The sequence below is a fragment of the Curtobacterium sp. MCLR17_043 genome (genome assembly GCF_003224215.1).
GTDB lineage: Bacteria > Actinomycetota > Actinomycetes > Actinomycetales > Microbacteriaceae > Curtobacterium > Curtobacterium flaccumfaciens.
In genome coordinates, this window is the sequence record NZ_QKLH01000016.1 from 1 (window position 1) to 15,896 (window position 15,896).

The following is a 15,896-nucleotide window of genomic DNA, read 5'->3' on the forward strand; positions in this document are numbered from 1 at the left end:
CGCCGGCGCGTCGAACACCAGGCCGACGTTCGCCCCGATGAGCACGGTCGCGAACTCCTCCGGGGTCATGCCGACCTCGATCTCGGGGTGGGCACCGAGCCACAGCCGCACCAGCTCGAGCACCCCGTCCTGCAGGATCCGGCGCTGCCGGATGAACTCCGGCAGGAACTCGGGGTGCCGGACGGCGTACCCACGGAACGCCGAGAGCAGCGCGAACTGCTCGCTCTGGTCGTTCCGCCCGAACGCGGCGCGCAGGACGTCCCCGACGTCGACGGCGGCGATGTCCGCGTGCACGAGTTCCTGCAGTGAGCCGAGCACGACGTTCGTGGACCGCTGCATGACCTGGGCGAGCAGGTCTTCCTTGGACGAGAAGTTCGAGTAGACCGCACCCTTGCTGAACCCCGCGCGTGCGGCGACGTCGTCGAGCCGCGCGCCGTACACACCCTGTTCGGCGAAGACCGCGGCTCCGGCGGCGAGCAGGCGTTCCCGGACCTCGGCGCGCGGGATGCGCTGGGTGGGGGAAGCGTCGTCGCTCATCGGTTGCTGCTCCGACCTGTGCTGGTGGTCGTCGGGGAGAGCATCGTGGTGGAGACCTGCCGCGCCGCGCGTCTGATCCCGCGCGGCATCAGCGAAGCCCCCATCCCCACGTCTGCTCGGAACCGGCGCGTTCGGGTCGCGTCGGTGCTGTGCGGACAGCGTTCACCGGGACCATCCCCGGCAGAACTGCCAGGACGATACCCGGCGGTACTGATCGTAGCGTCGCGGGGCCGCGGAGGACAGCCCTCAGTCCTCGTGCTCTTCTCGGACACTGCCGGCACCGGTCCGACGGCCCGGACGCCGGAGCAACCGGAGCGCGTCCGGCCGCAGGCTCCGACCCCGCCGCAGCAGCGAACCGAGGGTCGACTTCGGCTGCCAGTCACGGCCGTTCGGCAGTCCCCAGCCCCGCCGGACCGCTCCCCAGCGGAGCCCGAGCGACAGGGTGATCGCGAGCAGGATGCCGAGCGACGGCGACCCGAGCGCCGAGGCGATCACCATCACGGCCGACGCGGCGACGGCCACGGTGGCGTACAGCGCGTTCCCGCCGAACACCGCCGGCACCCGCCGCAGCAGCAGGTCGCGCATGGCCCCGCCGCCGACCGCGGTGATGGTCCCCATGATGATCGCGGCGGGCCAGTCGAGCCCGGCGTCGTAGGTCCGCTGCACGCCGACCACGGCCCAGAACCCGATGACGGCGGCGTCGAGCACGGTGAACAGCCGGTCCCAGGTGAGCTCGGAGAACGACACGAGGAACGCGATGAGCGCCCCGGCGACGGCGACCGGCACGTACAGCGGGTCGACGAGCGCGACGGGTGGCCCGTTCTGCAGCAGGGTGTCGCGGAGCATCCCGCCGCCGAGTCCGGAGACGAACCCGACGACCAGGAACCCGAACAGGTCGAAGTCCATCGCGCGGGCGATGGAGCCGCCGAGCAGGGCGGACGCGAAGACCCCGGCGAGGTCGAGCACGTTCGTGACCGACGCCAGGCCGTCGACGGACAGCAGGTTCATGAGAACCATCAAACATCACGTCGCACGACTGGCGGGCCGTTCGGCGGTTAGGTTAGCCTCACCTTCGTCATGCTCGCCACTCTCGTCATCGGTCTCCGTGAAGGCCTCGAAGCCACGCTCATCGTCGGCATCATCGCCGCGTTCCTGCGTCGCAACCGCGTCCCGCTCACCCCGATGTGGTCGGGCGTCGGGCTCGCGGTGCTGCTCAGCATCGCCGTCGGCTTCGGCCTGCAGGCCGTCGAGCAGGCGCTGCCGCAGGCCCAGCAGGAGGGCATGGAGGCGGTCATCGGCATCGTCGCCGTCGTCTTCGTCACGGGCATGATCGTCTGGATGCGCACGCACGCGCGCACCCTGACCGCCGATCTCGAGGCCAGTGCGACCGCAGCCCTCGGCCGCGGCACCGCCTGGGCCCTCGCCGGCATGGCGTTCCTCGCCGTCCTGAAGGAGGGCTTCGAGACCTCGGTGTTCCTCCTCGCCACGTTCCAGGCGTCGTCGGACACCGGCCTCGCCGCCCTCGGTGCCGTGATCGGCATCGCGGCCGCGGTCGTCGTCGGCTTCGGCATCTACACCGGTGGCGTCCGCCTCAACCTGTCGCGGTTCTTCACCGGCACCGGGGTCTTCCTGGTCTTCGTCGCGGGCGGCCTGGTGCTGACCGTCCTCCGCCGCGCGCACGAGGCCGGCTGGATCGTCATCGGCCAGCAGCGCACCGTCGACCTGTCGTGGCTCGCGCCGAACGGTTCGGTGCAGGGTGCCCTGGTCACCGGCGTGCTCGGCATCCCGCCGGACCCGCGGGTCATCGAGGTGCTCGGCTGGTTCCTCTACGTCGTCCCGGTGCTGGCCCTGACGCTCTGGCCGCGCGCCTGGCGTCCGTCGCCGGACCGCGTGCCCCGGGTGCGCGCCGTCATCGCCGGCGCACTCGCCGTGGCGGCAGTGGCACTCGCGATCGCCGTGCCGACAGGCGGGGTCGACCTGCCCCGCACCACCGCGGTCAGCGGCGACGCCAGCTCCGTCTCGGCCAGCGTCGACGGTGCGTCCGGCGTCCTCCGCGTGGCCGGCACCGGAACCGGCCAGGAGGCCCGGATCACCCTGCCGACGTCGGCCCACCGCCGCGTCACCCGCGCGGGCGTGGCCGCCGACCGGTGGCGCGTCGTGCAGGACGGAACCAGTGAGCAGGGGAGCGGCGCCGACCGTCCGTCGACGCTGACGCTCGACGACCTCGTCACCCTGTTCGGTCGCCTGCCCGTCGGGGTCTCCCCGTCGACGAACCCCGGTCCCTTCTCGGCGCGCTGGGCCGTGCGCGACACGGTGACCCTGTGGACCGTCCGTGGTGGGGTCCTGGACGCGACCCGCGACGAACGCGAGGTGCTGACGCTGAGCGGTGGGGGCCTCCCGTCCGCGCGCACCACGACCCTGGACCGCACCGTCTGGTCCGTCCCGGACGCCCGCGTCGAGCGGTCGGCCGCCTCGGTGGCCGCAGCGGACTCGCGATCAGCCGACCTGCTGCTCTGGAAGGCCTGGCTGCCGATCGCCCTCGGCATCGCGGCCGCCGCGCAGGCGCTGCTGGCCCTCCGTGACCGCCGTCGCCGGCGACTCCCCACCATCCCCACCCCCGAACCCGTCCCCGCTCGTGGCCCTCCGGCCGCGGACCCTGCAAGGAGCACCGACCATGTCCTTCGGTAAGCCCGTCCGACCCCTGATCACCCTGGGCGCCCTCGGCGCCGTCACCGCCCTCGCACTCACCGGGTGCGCCGGCGGGTCCACCGGAGCCGACGGCTCCGGCTCCGGCGACGCGAAGGTCTCCCGCGTCACCATCACGCTCACTAACGACGGGCAGGACGCCTGCGCGGTGTCCTCGACGAAGGTCCCCGCGGGCCCCGTCACCTTCACGGTGAAGAACGAGTCGTCGACCGCGATCACCGAGGTCGAGCTGCTGCAGGACCAGCGGATCCTCGGCGAGAAGGAGAACCTGGCACCCGGCCTCGACGCCGTCCGCTTCACCGCCACGCTGACCGGTGGGAAGTACCAGGTGTACTGCCCCGGTGCCGAGACCGAGCTGACGGACTTCACCGTCACCGGCAAGGCCGCGTCGACCGCGAACAGCAGTGCCTCGACCCTGCTCCGCGACGGGACGAAGGGCTACGCGACCTACGTCGACGGCCAGGTCACCGACATGGTCGCCGCGGTCGAGCAGATGCAGAAGCACATCGACGCCGGCGACCTCGACGCGGCGAAGACCGACTACGCGAACGCCCGTCCGTTCTACGAGCACGTCGAGAGCGACGTCGACGGCTTCGTCAAGAAGGGCTTCAAGGCCACCGACAACGCCGGCAACCTCGACTACCTGATCGACATGCGCGCCTCGAACCTCGACCCCGCCGTCGGCTGGAGCGGGTTCCACGCCGTCGAGAAGGACCTGTTCCAGGCCGGGAAGATCACCGCGTCGACGAAGCGGACCGCCGCGGACCTGACCGAGGACGTGCAGCTGCTCGCGAAGCTCGTGCCGACGCTCGACTACAAGCCGGAGGACCTGGCGAACGGTGCCGCGGGTCTGCTCGAAGAGGTGCAGTCGAACAAGATCACCGGCGAGGAAGAGGCGTACAGCCACATCGACCTCGTCGACCTCGCCGCCAACGTCGAGGGCGCCCGTCAGGCCTTCGCGTACCTCAAGCCGGGGCTGACCAAGCTCGACCCGACCCTGACGAAGCAGATCGCGAAGCAGTTCGACGCCACGAACACGATGATGGACGGCTACCGCGACGCCGACGACCTGGGCGGCTTCGCGACGTGGGACGCCGCCACCAAGAAGTCCGACGCGAACACGATCTCGCAGCAGATCCAGGCGCTGCAGGACCCGCTGTCCCGCCTGGCCGAGAAGGTCGCGACCGCGTGACCGAGCCGGACGAGGCACCCCGGGCGAACGAGGCACCGCGGGCGAACGTCTCCCGCCGTGGGCTGTTCGGCGCCGGCCTGGCCGTGGCCGGCGCCGGGGTCGGCGCGGCTGCGGGCATCGGCGGCGCCACCGCGGCGACCGGCGTGAACCCGTTCACGGCGGCGACGAACGGCGACGAGTCGATCGACCTGTCGCAGAGCCAGCCGTTCTACGCCACCGCGGCACGGCAGCCGCAGGGCGGGATCCGCACCACCCCGCAGCGGTACTGCGTCTACATGACGTTCGACCTGTCGACGACCGTCACGACCGAGCTGCAGGTGCTCCTCGCGCGCTGGTCGGCCGCGATCGCCCAGCTGCAGGCCGGCAAGACCGTCGGCAGCGTCGAGCCGGCGCACGGCAACGGGGTCGGTGCCGACACCGGCGAGGCGCTCGACCTCGGCCCGGCGTCGCTGACCGTCACGGTGGGCCTGGGGCCCGGCGTCTTCGACGAGCGCTTCGGGCTGGCCGACCGCCGTCCGGCCTCGCTCGCCGACATCCCGACGCTGCCGAGCGACAACCTGCAGGAGGGCCTGACCGGCGGGGACCTGTCCCTGCAGGCCTGCGCCGACGACCCCCAGGTGGCGTACCACGCCGTGCGCGACCTGGCACGGATGGCCCGCGGCACCGCGACCGTCCGCTGGACCGTGCTCGGCTTCGGCCGGGCATCGGCCGGGCCGCACCAGAGCACGCCCCGCAACCTGATGGGGTTCAAGGACGGCACCCGGAACATCACGACCGACGCCGACCACGACCGCTTCGTCTGGCTCGACCGCGACGCCGGGTGGATGGCCGGCGGCAGCTACCAGGTGGTGCGGAAGATCCGCATGAACATCGAGACCTGGGACGCGGACGTCGTCAGCGACCAGCAGCGGGTGTTCGGGCGGACGAAGATCCAGGGCGCACCGCTCTCCGGCGGGCAGGAGCACACCACTCCGGACTTCCACGCCAAGGACGACGACGGTGCGACGAAGATCGACGCGACGTCGCACATCGCCCTCGCCGCGCACGAGGCGAACGGCGGCGTGAAGATCCTGCGCCGGCCGTACAACTACACCGACGGGCTCAACGAGTACGGCCAGCTCGACGCCGGGCTGCTCTTCATCGCCTACGTGAACGACCCGGACCACTTCACGCGGCTGCAGCGGAAGCTCGGCGCCTCGGACCGGCTGAACGAGTACGTCTCGCACATCGGCTCCGCGGTGTTCGCCGTGCCGCCGGCACCGCGCAAGGGGTCGTACATCGGCGAGCAGCTCTTCCGCTGACCTGAGTCGCTGACCCGAAGGGGTGGGCGCCCTCCGCCGTTTCCCTGGAGGCGGAGGACGCCCGCGTCGCGGAGTCTCGCCGAACGGAACCACCGTCGACTTGCTGAAAGCGACCCGGCGCGACGCGTCGCGGTGCGACAACCCCGAGAGTACCCCGCGGATCCGCGGATCCGCAGTGATCGACCGGGATGGGATAGCAACCGTGACCGCCGGGTCGCGCGAGGTGTGCGCCGGAGCTGTGCCGGGCCTCCTGGCCGACGCGAACGGGCCGCCTCACCAGGGTGAGACGGCCCGTTCGCGTGTGTGCCCGCAGGCTCGGGGTCAGTCCGTCAGGACCGTCGCGGCACGTCGTGCGCGGTTGCGGCGGAGGACCACGAGCGCCGTGATCCCGGCGAGCAGGAGCAGGCCCGCCGCGATCGCCGGAGCGGTCAGGTCCGCACCCGTGTAGGCGAGGTCGCCACCGGCGCGCGGGTCGTCGTCGGTCCCGCCGACGCCACCGATGCCCGCGTCGTCACCGTCACCCGCGCCGGGGCCGGGGATGACCCCGGCACCCGGGTTCGGGGTCGGAGCCGGGGTCGGGTCGACCGGGTCCGTGGGGTCGGTCGGGTCCGTCGGGTCGGTCGGGTCGACCGCTGCGGCGACCGGGATCGTCACGGCGAGGGTGACGGTCTGGCCACCCGGCAGGGTGACGACGAGCGGTGCGTCCGTCGTGGCGACCGGCTCGGCCACCGCGGCGAGCGAGACGGAACCGGCGGTGCGGGCGGAAGCGCGTGCGGCCGGCGCCTCGATCTCGGGGACCGTGACCGTCAGGGTCGCGCGACCCTGCTCGTCGTTCTTGTCGGTGATCGTCGGGTCGATCGCCGACGATGCGAGCTCCTTGCCGTCCGCGGTGACCGAGACGGAGCCGGCCTTCGCCGGGTCCTCGCTGCTGAACACGAGCGACGACAGGTCGAGCTCGATCGCGTCACCGGGCTGGAAGCCACCGGCCGGGGTCGGCGTGACCGTGACGCCGACGGCGCGCTGGTCGACCGGGGGCGTGACCTTCGGGTTGGCGAGGAAGTAGTCCACCTGGGCCTGCAGGTCGACCTGGCCGGAGTCGGCGACGTTCGTGCCGGTCGCGAAGGCGGCGAAGTTGTCGCCACCGGTCGACAGGAACGAGTTGACGGTCACCTTGATGGTGTCGGTCAGCGCGATCGCCGTGCCGTCGAGGGTCATGCCGGTGATGCGCTCGCCGCGACCCTTCGACGGGTCGTAGGTGTACGCGAAGCCGTCCGAGACGCCGAGCTTCAGGAACGGACGCTCGAGGCCGTCCGGCTGCCACTGCTGCTCGAGGGCGTTCTTGATCTGCTGGCCGGTCATGTCCTTGGTCACCAGGGTGTTGGCGAACGGCTGGACGAGCGCGGCCTCCTTGTAGGTGACGGTGCCGTCCGGGTCGCCGGCGCCGCTGGACGCGTAGACCATGTCGGTGCGGAGACCGCCCGGGTTCATGAAGGCGACCTGCGAGCCGTTCCGCTCGGTGGCGCTGCGCTGGACCTCGGCGATGTAGTTGCCCAGGACGGACTCGCCGCCGCGGTTCTCGGCCTTGCGGTCGGACTGCACGGCGCGACGCAGGTCACCCGTGATCTCGCCGAGCTTCTCGCCGCCCTTGACGTCGGCGACGGCCTTCGCGGCGGTCACGATGTCGCTCACGGCGTTGACCGAGGTGGTGTCGGCGGGGACACGCTTGTCCTCGTTGACGGAGGTGACCGAGGACGTGATGCCGGTGAGCTGCTTGTCGGCGTCCACGGTGAGCTGCAGGTGTCCGAGGTTCACCCCGTAGGACCCGGCCTGGATCACCGGACGCTTCGTGCCGTCGGGGCCGGCGATGGAGTGGTTGTACGTCGCGTGGGTGTGCGCCGACACGATGGCCGAGACCTTCGACGAGACGCCCGAGGTGATCTTGCCGAACGCGCCGGTGCCGGTGGCGTCGGTGAGCGCACTCGTGGTGGCGCCCTCGTGCACGAGCAGGACGAGCACGTCGGCCTCGCCGTTGTCGTCCTTGCCGTCGGTGAGCTGCTCGGCGTACCGGTTGACCTGGCTGACGATCGGGGCCATCGCGAGGCCCTCGACCCCGCCGGGGCTGACGAGCCCAGGGATGAGGTCCTCGGTGGTGGCACCGATGAAGCCGACCTTGACGCCGCCCTTCTCCACGATGGAGTACGGCGTGAACGCGGGGTCGGTGGTGCCGGCCGTGACGATGTTCGCCGAGACGTACGGCCAGTCGGCGCGGTCCTCGATGCGGCCGGTCAGGTCGTCCTGGCCCTTGTCGAGCTCGTGGTTGCCGATCGCGCTGACGTCGAGGTCCATGGCGTTCAGGGCGTCGATCGTGGGGGAGTCCTGCTGGATGAGCGAGGTGAAGGTCGAGGCGCCCACGTTGTCGCCGACGCTGGCGAAGATCGTGTTCGGGTTGGCCTCGCGGTACGACTGCACGACGCCGGCGAGCTTCGCGGCGCCGGCGGCCTTGTCGGCGGCGGTGCCCTCGGACTCGATGCGACCGTGGAAGTCGTTGACGTCGATGATGTCGATCGTCGTGTCGCCCTCGGCGGCGACGGCTGCGGACGGGACGGACAGTGCGACCAGGACCCCGGCGGTGGCGAGGGCCGCGCCGGCGCCGAGGCGTCGTCGGGTCGTCGCACCGGCGGTTCCGGTGGTGTGGGAAGTGTTCATCGCCGTCGAACCTACGAAGACGCACAGGCGACTCGCCAGACCCCTGCGCAACTCGTCACACGACGTTCACACGGCCGTCCCCTCCGCTCGGCCGACCTGGTTCAGTCGCGGCCGAGGGCGCCCTTCACCCGCTCGGTGACCTCGGTCGCCATCGCCTTCGCGGAGTCCTTCACGACGTCGAACTCGACCGGGTCACCCTTCAGCAGGCTCTTCGCCGTGTTGATCGCGTACTCCTTCGTGATGTGCGGGGGCAGCGGCGGGACGCTCCGGCTCACGTACGCGTCGATGAGGGTGACCCCCTGGTGGGCGAAGGCCCGCTCGACCGCCGCCTCGACCTCGGAGTCCTCGTGCACCGCGATGCCCTGGAACCCGAGCAGCGTCGCGTACCCGGCGTAGTCGATCGACTCGACGTCCTGCGAGCCGCGCCACATCGGGTTGCCGTCCTCGGTGCGCATCTCCCACGACACCTGGCCGAGGTCGTCGTTGTGCATGACCACGATGACGAGCTGCTGGTTCGGCCAGGCCGCCAGGTACTTCTTCACGGTGATCAGCTCGTTCATGCCGAGCATCTGGAAGGCCCCGTCGCCGATCGTGCACACCGCCGGGCGGTCCGGGAACGCGAACTTCGCCGTCACCGCGTACGGCATGGCTGCGAGCATCGTCGCGAGCCGGCCGGACATGTCGCCGCGCATGCCCTCGCGCAGCCGGATGTGGTGGCCGTACCAGTCGGCGGTCGTGCCGGCGTCCGCGGTGACCGTGACGCCGTCGGGCAGCCGGTCGTTGACGGCCTGGATCACCCGGCGCGGGTTCACCCCGTCGTCGTAGGCGACCTCGGACTGCGCACGCATCTCCGACTCCCACTCGCGCATCTCGTCGGCCACCGTCTCTTGGAAGGACTTGTCGGTCTTCTGCTCGAGCAGCGGGAGCACCGCGTCGAGCGTCGAACCGACGTCCCCCCACAGGTTCAGCTCGGTCGGGTACCGCAGGCCGAGCTGCTCCGGCTTGATGTCGACCTGGATGCCCCGGGCCTGCCCCGACTTCGGCATGTACTCGCCGTACGGGTAGTTCGTGCCGAGCAGCACGAGGGTGTCGCAGTCGCGGATCTGGTGCAGCGACGGCAGCGACCCGAGCAGCCCGAGCTGCTGCGAGTGGTACGGCACGTCGGACGGGATCACGTCCTTGCCGCGGAGTGCCGTGATGATCCCCGCACCCGACTTCTCGGCGGCGGCGAGCACCTGGGCCGTCGCACCGCGCGCGCCCGCACCGACCAGGAACGTCACCTTCGACCCGGCGTTGATGATCTCCGCCATCTTCCGGACCTCGTCGGCGGGCGGCGTGATCCGGGTGGACGCGGGGACGTCGCTCGACCGCGAGGCCCAGTGCTCGAGCGGCGGCGCGTCGTACGCCATCGCCTGCACGTCGTGGGGCAGCACGACGACGGCCGGCTGCTTGCGGAGCGACGCCGTGCGGAACGCGGTGTCGAGCACCACACCGACGGCTTCGGGCGTGGCCACCGTCTGCACGTAGCAGGCGACGTCGGCGAACACGCGCTCCAGGTTCGACTCCTGCTGCGTGAACGACCCCATCGCCGCGAGCCCCTGCTGGCCGACGATCGCCACCACCGGCTGGTTGTCCATCTGCGCGTCGTACAGACCGTTCAGCAGGTGGAAGGCGCCGGGACTCGACGTCGCGACGCAGACCCCGACCTCGCCGGTGAACTTCGCGTGCGCGGTCGCCATCAGCGCCGCGATCTCCTCGTGCGTGGGGCGGACGTACTCCAGGCCGTCGCCCTTCGACGCCGCCTTGCCGAGCGCGCCGTCGAAGGCGCCGATCCCGTCGCCGGGGTACCCGAACACGCGGGAGACCCCCCACGCCTTGATGCGGTCGATGACGAAGTCGCTCACGGTCGTGCTCATGGCACCAGCGTGCGCGGGCGCGCACGGGTCCGTTCACAGGCACCGGACTGGAGGCGCGGATCACGTGACCGACGTCGGTCACGCGATGCGGGCCTCCAGTCCAGTGCCCGGTGTGTGTCGGCTAGTGCTCCTGCGCGATCAGCGGTCGCAGCGTGCGGTGCGCGATGCGCAGCCCCTCGAGCACCCTGTCGTCGGTGCCGCCCCAGAGCGGGTCCTCGTGCTCGACGCTCAGCGTGCCGTCGAAGCCCGCCTCGTAGAGGCGGTCGACGACGCGCGGCCAGTCCACGACACCGCGGCCCGGCACGCGGAACCGCCACCAGCCCATGTCCCACGGGTCGTCGCCCTTGTCGACCTTGCCGAAGAACCCGTACGCGTTGCGCCGCTCGGGGAACAGCTCCAGGTCCTTCGCCTGGGCGTGCACGATGTGCTCGGCGAACGGCAGGATCGTCTCGACCGGGTCGATGCCGATCCACGTCAGGTGCGACGGGTCCCAGTTCAGCCCGAAGCCCAGACCGGTCACCCAGCCCCAGAGCTCGGGGGAGTACGCGATGTTGCCGGGGTACCCGTCGGGGTGCCAGCCCTCCATCACGCAGTTCTCGATGACCAGCCGCACGCCGCGCTCGCCGGCGTAGTCGACGAGCTCGGGCAGGACCCGGTTCCCCTCGGCCATGTTCTCGCGGACGGACTTCGTGGTGTCGCGCCCGATGAACGTGCCGACGTACGGGATGCCGAGCGTCTGCGCGGTGTCGATCGCGTGCTTGAGGTGGGTCCGCACCGCGGCACGGTGCTCCGGGTCCTGGTGCAGGTTGTTCTCGTAGTACGCGAGTGCGGAGATCTCGAGCCCGGTGCGGTCGAGCAGGGCGCGGGTGGCCAGGGCGTCCTCGTCGGTGAACGTGGCGACCGGCAGGTGCGCCGCCTCGAAGTCACGGCCGCCGGTGCTCGGCCAGACGGCGACCTCGAGCCGCTCGTAGCCCTGCTGCTCGGCGAACCCGGCGATCCGGTCGAGCGACCAGCCGGGCAGGCAGGCGGTCAGCATGCCGAGCTTCACCGGATCTCCCGCCAGGTCGTCTCGGCCGCGCTGCCGATCACGGCCTCGATGATGTCGGCGGAGCGGGCGCCGTCCGCGAACGTCGGCAGTCCGTCGGGGGCCACTCCGGTGCGGACCGCGGTGTAGGTGTCGGCGACGAAGGCCGCGAAGGCGTCGAGGTACCCCTGCGGGTGCCCGGCCGGCACGATCGCCAGCCGGCGCTGGTCCGGGTACCCCTGCGACGGGTCGCGGACCACGATCTGGGCGCCGCGCTCGTTGCCGAACCACGCGGACTCGGGCTGCTCCTGGTCGAACGCCGCGCTGCCGCGGGTGCCGTCGACCTCGAACCACAGACGGTTCTTCCGGCCCGACGCGACCTGCGAGATCACGACGTTCCCGATGCGGCCCGTGGCGGTGCGGAAGGTGGCGACGGCGGTGTCCTCGGTGGTGACCTCGGCGCGCTCGGCCGCATCGGCCACCGGGTCCGGGTCGGGGGAGCCGGAGAACGACGGACCGGACGCCGCCGGCCGCGTCGGGTAGACGATGTCGATCGCCGCGGACACCGAGGCGAAGCGCTCGCCCGTGACGAACTCGACCAGGTCGCACCAGTGCGAGCCGATGTCGGCGAACGCGCGGGACAGCCCGCTCGAGGTCGGGTCGACCCGCCAGCTCGAGGCGTCCTCGTCGAGCATCCAGTCCTGCAGGTAGTGACCGTGCACCGCGAGCAGCCGGCCGAGCTCCCCGTCGGCGATGCGCGCCCGGATCTCGCGGACCATCGGGTGGTAGCGGTACACGAACGGCACGGTGGCCACGACACCGGCTTCGGCAGCGGCGGCGACGAGCTCGGCGGCCTGCGCGGGGTCGATCGCCAGGGGCTTCTCGCACACCACGTTGATGCCGGCCGCGATCACCGCGAGCGCCTGCGGGTGGTGCTGGTCGTTCGGGGTGCAGATGTGCACGACGTCGGGGGCGTCGGCGATGACCTCGTCGAGGGAGGCGTAGCCACGGGGCAGGTCGAGCTGCGCCGCCACCTGCTCGGACCGGGCGGCGTTCCGGCCGAGCACACCGAGGACCTCGGCGCCGGAGGCCCGGGCCGCCCGGGCGTGGACGCCGGCGATCATGCCCGTCCCGACCACGGCGACACGGAGGCGTCGCCCTTCGTACCCACTGCTCATGGTGCTCCCTCGCGCCGGACTGACACCACCGTAGCGGCCCGGTCATCCACCGGGGCCGATGAGTACCGTCTGCAGCATGTCGAGCCTCCAGACCAGCCTGCTCATCCTCGGAGCCAGCGGCGACCTGTCCAAGCGCCTGCTCCTGCCCGGCCTCGCCACCCTGCTCCAGGTGAAGGACGACTGGGACGTCCAGCTCGTCGGCGCCGGGGTCGAGGACCTGTCCGACGCCGACTGGAAGGCGCAGGTGCGCGAGTCCTTCGAGAACGCGCAGGCGTCCAAGAACGAGGAGGACGAGGGCGCCTCGGGTGCGACGTCGCTGCCGGAGCGACTGCAGGCCGTGGTCGACGCCTCGACCTACCGGAAGGCCGACGTCACCGACCCGGACGACCTGCGCGCACTGCTCGCCGCGTGCGAGCACGACCCCGCGATCTACTTCGCGCTGCCGCCGGCGGTCACCGAGAAGAGCTGCGAGCAGCTCGCCCACCTCGACCTGCCCGCCGGCACCCGCCTGGCGCTCGAGAAGCCGTTCGGCACCGACGCCGACAGTGCCTCGCACCTGAACGACCTGCTGCACTCGTTCATCCCCGAGGAACGCATCCACCGCGTCGACCACTTCCTCGGCCGCTCCACCGTCCTCAACCTGCTCGGGCTGCGCTTCGCCAACCGCATCATCGAACCGCTGCTCTCGTCGCAGCACGTCGAGCGCGTCGACATCGTCTACGACGAGACCCTCGGTCTCGAGGGCCGGGCGCGCTACTACGACAAGGCCGGGGCGCTCACCGACATGATCCAGAGCCACCTGCTGCAGGTGATGGCCGTCGTCGCGATGGAGGCCCCCGCCTCGATCAAGGCCGACGACCTGCGCACCCAGAAGGAACTCGTGCTGCGGGCCGTCCGACCGTGGGGCGGCGACGTCGTCACCGCGGGCAAGCGCGCCCGGTACACCGCCGGCACCGTCGGGGACCGCCAGCTGCCGTCGTACGTCGACGAGGACGGCGTGGACCCGTCGCTCGGCACCGAGACCCTCGCCCAGCTCACCCTGGAGATCGCGAACTGGCGCTGGGCCGGCGTCCCGTTCACCCTGCGGTCCGGCAAGGCGCTCGCCGCACAGCGCCGCGAGATCGTCATCACGTTCAAGGACTCCCCGCACGTGCCCGAGGGGCTCACCGGCACCGAGCTGCCCGACCGGCTGCGCATCTGGATCGCCCCGGACGAGATGCAGCTCGAGCTCAACGTCAACGGTGCCGGTGACCCGTACACGATCGACCACACCAGCCTCGAGGTGACGTTCAACCCCGGGCGACTGAGTGCCTACGGCGAGGTGCTGGCCGGCGTGCTCGAGGGCGACGCCACGCTGTCGGTCCGCGGTGACAGCGCCGTGCAGGGCTGGAAGGTCGTCGGGCCGTTCCTCGACGCGTGGAAGGCCGGCAAGGCACCCCTCGACGAGTACGCCGCCGGGTCCGTCGGCCCCGACGGCTGGGACAACATCGAGGCCTGAGCCCGAGTGGCGGCGTAGCGTCGGGCGCCGTGAACACCACCGACGACGTCCTGCAGACCGTTCCCGAACCCGCCGGCGCCGACATCCGTGTCGACGACGTCCCCTACGACCACGAGGGCACCCAACTGCTCGGTGTGCTCGCGAAGGACGCCGCGATCGCGGGCCGTCGTCCGGCCGTCCTCGTCGTGCACGACTGGCACGGCGTGAACGAGCACGTCGAGGCCCGGGTGACGATGCTCGCCCGGCTCGGCTACGTCGCGTTCGGCGCGGACATCTACGGCGCCGGTGTCCGCCCCGGTGACGACACGGCGGCCCAGGTCGCCGGCGGTTTCTACCAGGACCTGCCCCTGCTGCGGGCCCGCGCCACCGCCGGGCTCGAGCGACTGCTCGCCGACCCGGACGTCGACCCCACCCGCGTCGTCGTGATGGGGTACTGCTTCGGCGGCTCGACCGCACTCGAACTCGCACGGACCGGGGCTGACCTGGTCGGCGCCGTGGCGTTCCACGGTGGCCTCATCGCGCACGACCCCTCGGACGCCGCGGACATCCGGGCGAAGCTGCTCGTCCTCACTGGGGGTGTCGACCCCGTCGTGCCGGACGAGGCCGTGCACGCGTGGCAGGACGAGATGCGGGCTGCACCTCAGGTGGACTGGCAGGTCGTGACGTACTCGGGCGCGATGCACGCGTTCGCCGTGCCCGGCACCGACGCGCCGGACCACGGCGCGCAGTACCAGGAGCGTGCCGACCGCCGGTCGTGGCAGGCGCTCCGGGTGTTCCTGGCCGAGGTGTTCGACGAGGAGCCCGCGGCGCTGTGACGGAGCGGCCGTGGGAGACCGTTCGCGACACGCCGAGCACGGGGGCCGGAGGGGCTCGATTGGCGCCCGGGCCGCACCTGTTGTAGAGTCTTCCACGGCCGCAAGGCCACGCGCTCGTAGCTCAATGGATAGAGCATCTGACTACGGATCAGAAGGTTGGGGGTTCGAGTCCCTTCGAGCGCACAGGACGAAGAAGGGCCCCGGTGGATTCCACCGGGGCCCTTCGTCGTTCCGGCCGGCGCGGGTCATCTCCGTGCGACTCGGTGAGCAGAAACGGTCGAGTCCCGGGGACGGACTCGACCGTTCCTGCTCACGAAGTGGCGGGGGAGTACGGCTGGGCCGCCGCGATGACCTCGGATGCACCGGCGATGCCGAACGACGTGAAGAGCGGTGCCCACAGCGCCTTGAGCTGCGCCACGAGCTCGTCGTCGGTCAGCTGCGTCGAACCGTCCACCATCCCCAGCGTCGTGTTGAGGAGCAGCAGGACGGACGGCTGGACCTCGGCCGCGTCGACGTCCGCTGCCGCGACCCCGGCGCTGACGAGCTCGCCCCGCGTCATCTCGAACCAGTCGAAACCGCGCGGCACCGGCACGCCGGCCTTGCCGAGTTCGTGCAGGAGCCGGACCGCGCCGCCCGCGACCGAGCCCCGGCGGACGTCCATCCCGGTGGTCAGGAGGAACACCGTCAGCCGCTCGATGCCCGGCTGCGCGGGGAGTGCGTCGAAGAGTGCACGCCAGCGCTGCTGCTGCAGCTCGATGACCGCCGTCGCCAGGTCCTTCTTCGACGGGAACAGGTGGTACCCGATCGCCGACTTCGGTTTGCCCATCGCCTCGGCGACGCGGGAGAACGTGGTCGCCTCGTAGCCGAACGCGGCGAACTGCTGCCCCGCGGCGTCGATGATGGCTCGTCGAGAGGTCTCCATGGCGAGCTGCCGCTGGTTCATCTGGCGCGGTGTCCTTCCTCGCCCGGAGCCGAGCGATCAGTGAACACCACATCCTAGGGCCGCTCATGATGACGGCCCGT

At 71.5% G+C, this 15,896-nt stretch carries 12 protein-coding genes and 1 tRNA gene; 6 read left to right on the top strand and 7 right to left on the bottom strand.

What is annotated here, in order from left to right; translation table 11 throughout:
- On the bottom strand, positions 1-537 hold a 537-nt coding region (locus DEJ03_RS14580; protein ID WP_110865165.1), incomplete at its 3' end, for a TetR/AcrR family transcriptional regulator.
- Between the two features lie 246 nt (positions 538-783).
- Complete coding sequence (locus DEJ03_RS14585; protein WP_071406483.1) at positions 784-1,545, bottom strand: trimeric intracellular cation channel family protein; 762 nt, start codon at positions 1,543-1,545, stop codon at positions 784-786.
- A 69-nt stretch (positions 1,546-1,614) separates the two neighbouring features.
- Between DEJ03_RS14585 and efeU the strand changes: the two genes are divergently transcribed.
- From efeU to efeB, 3 genes are read left to right on the top strand one after another with little or no spacing between them, the layout of a single operon-like run.
- Positions 1,615-3,225 carry an iron uptake transporter permease EfeU gene (gene efeU, locus DEJ03_RS14590; protein ID WP_110865166.1) on the top strand — a complete coding sequence of 537 codons (1,611 nt, stop codon included), beginning with the start codon at positions 1,615-1,617 and terminating at the stop codon, positions 3,223-3,225.
- Positions 3,212-4,435: an iron uptake system protein EfeO gene (efeO, locus tag DEJ03_RS14595; RefSeq protein WP_110865167.1), complete on the top strand. Its 1,224-nt coding sequence runs from the start codon at positions 3,212-3,214 to the stop codon at positions 4,433-4,435. Before efeU ends, efeO begins: the two co-directional genes overlap by 14 nt.
- On the top strand, positions 4,432-5,736 hold the full coding sequence (gene efeB / locus DEJ03_RS14600; RefSeq protein ID WP_110865168.1) for an iron uptake transporter deferrochelatase/peroxidase subunit: 1,305 nt from the start codon (positions 4,432-4,434) through the stop codon (positions 5,734-5,736). The genes efeO and efeB overlap by 4 nt, the downstream gene beginning before the upstream one ends.
- Before the next feature lie 321 nt (positions 5,737-6,057).
- On the opposite strand, the gene DEJ03_RS14605 is transcribed toward efeB, so the two are convergent.
- The 4 genes from DEJ03_RS14605 to DEJ03_RS14620 form a co-directional block, all read right to left on the bottom strand.
- Positions 6,058-8,442, bottom strand: a complete 2,385-nt coding sequence (locus tag DEJ03_RS14605) for a bifunctional UDP-sugar hydrolase/5'-nucleotidase (RefSeq protein WP_110865169.1) — start codon at positions 8,440-8,442, stop codon at positions 6,058-6,060.
- 101 nt (positions 8,443-8,543) lie between these two features.
- Positions 8,544-10,358 (bottom strand): thiamine pyrophosphate-requiring protein, encoded by a 1,815-nt coding sequence (locus DEJ03_RS14610; protein WP_110865170.1) that lies wholly within the window; start codon positions 10,356-10,358, stop codon positions 8,544-8,546.
- 121 nt (positions 10,359-10,479) lie between these two features.
- Entirely contained in the window at positions 10,480-11,406 is a 927-nt protein-coding gene (locus DEJ03_RS14615; protein ID WP_110865171.1) for a sugar phosphate isomerase/epimerase, read from the bottom strand.
- Positions 11,403-12,560: a Gfo/Idh/MocA family protein gene (locus DEJ03_RS14620; protein WP_181422742.1), complete on the bottom strand. Its 1,158-nt coding sequence runs from the start codon at positions 12,558-12,560 to the stop codon at positions 11,403-11,405. Before DEJ03_RS14620 ends, DEJ03_RS14615 begins: the two co-directional genes overlap by 4 nt.
- Before the next feature lie 76 nt (positions 12,561-12,636).
- Between DEJ03_RS14620 and DEJ03_RS14625 the strand changes: the two genes are divergently transcribed.
- From DEJ03_RS14625 to DEJ03_RS14635, 3 genes are all read left to right on the top strand, one after another.
- The gene (locus tag DEJ03_RS14625) at positions 12,637-14,058 is read left to right on the top strand and encodes a glucose-6-phosphate dehydrogenase (RefSeq protein ID WP_110865173.1); all 1,422 of its coding nucleotides are present in this window, start codon (positions 12,637-12,639) and stop codon (positions 14,056-14,058) included.
- A 29-nt stretch (positions 14,059-14,087) separates the two neighbouring features.
- On the top strand, positions 14,088-14,873 hold the full coding sequence (locus DEJ03_RS14630; protein ID WP_110865174.1) for a dienelactone hydrolase family protein: 786 nt from the start codon (positions 14,088-14,090) through the stop codon (positions 14,871-14,873).
- Between the two features lie 110 nt (positions 14,874-14,983).
- Positions 14,984-15,056, top strand: a tRNA-Arg gene (locus tag DEJ03_RS14635).
- A gap of 127 nt (positions 15,057-15,183) precedes the next feature.
- Here the strand turns inward: DEJ03_RS14635 and DEJ03_RS14640 are convergent.
- Entirely contained in the window at positions 15,184-15,816 is a 633-nt protein-coding gene (locus DEJ03_RS14640; protein WP_110865175.1) for a TetR/AcrR family transcriptional regulator, read from the bottom strand.
- Positions 15,817-15,896: the final 80 nt, after the last annotated feature.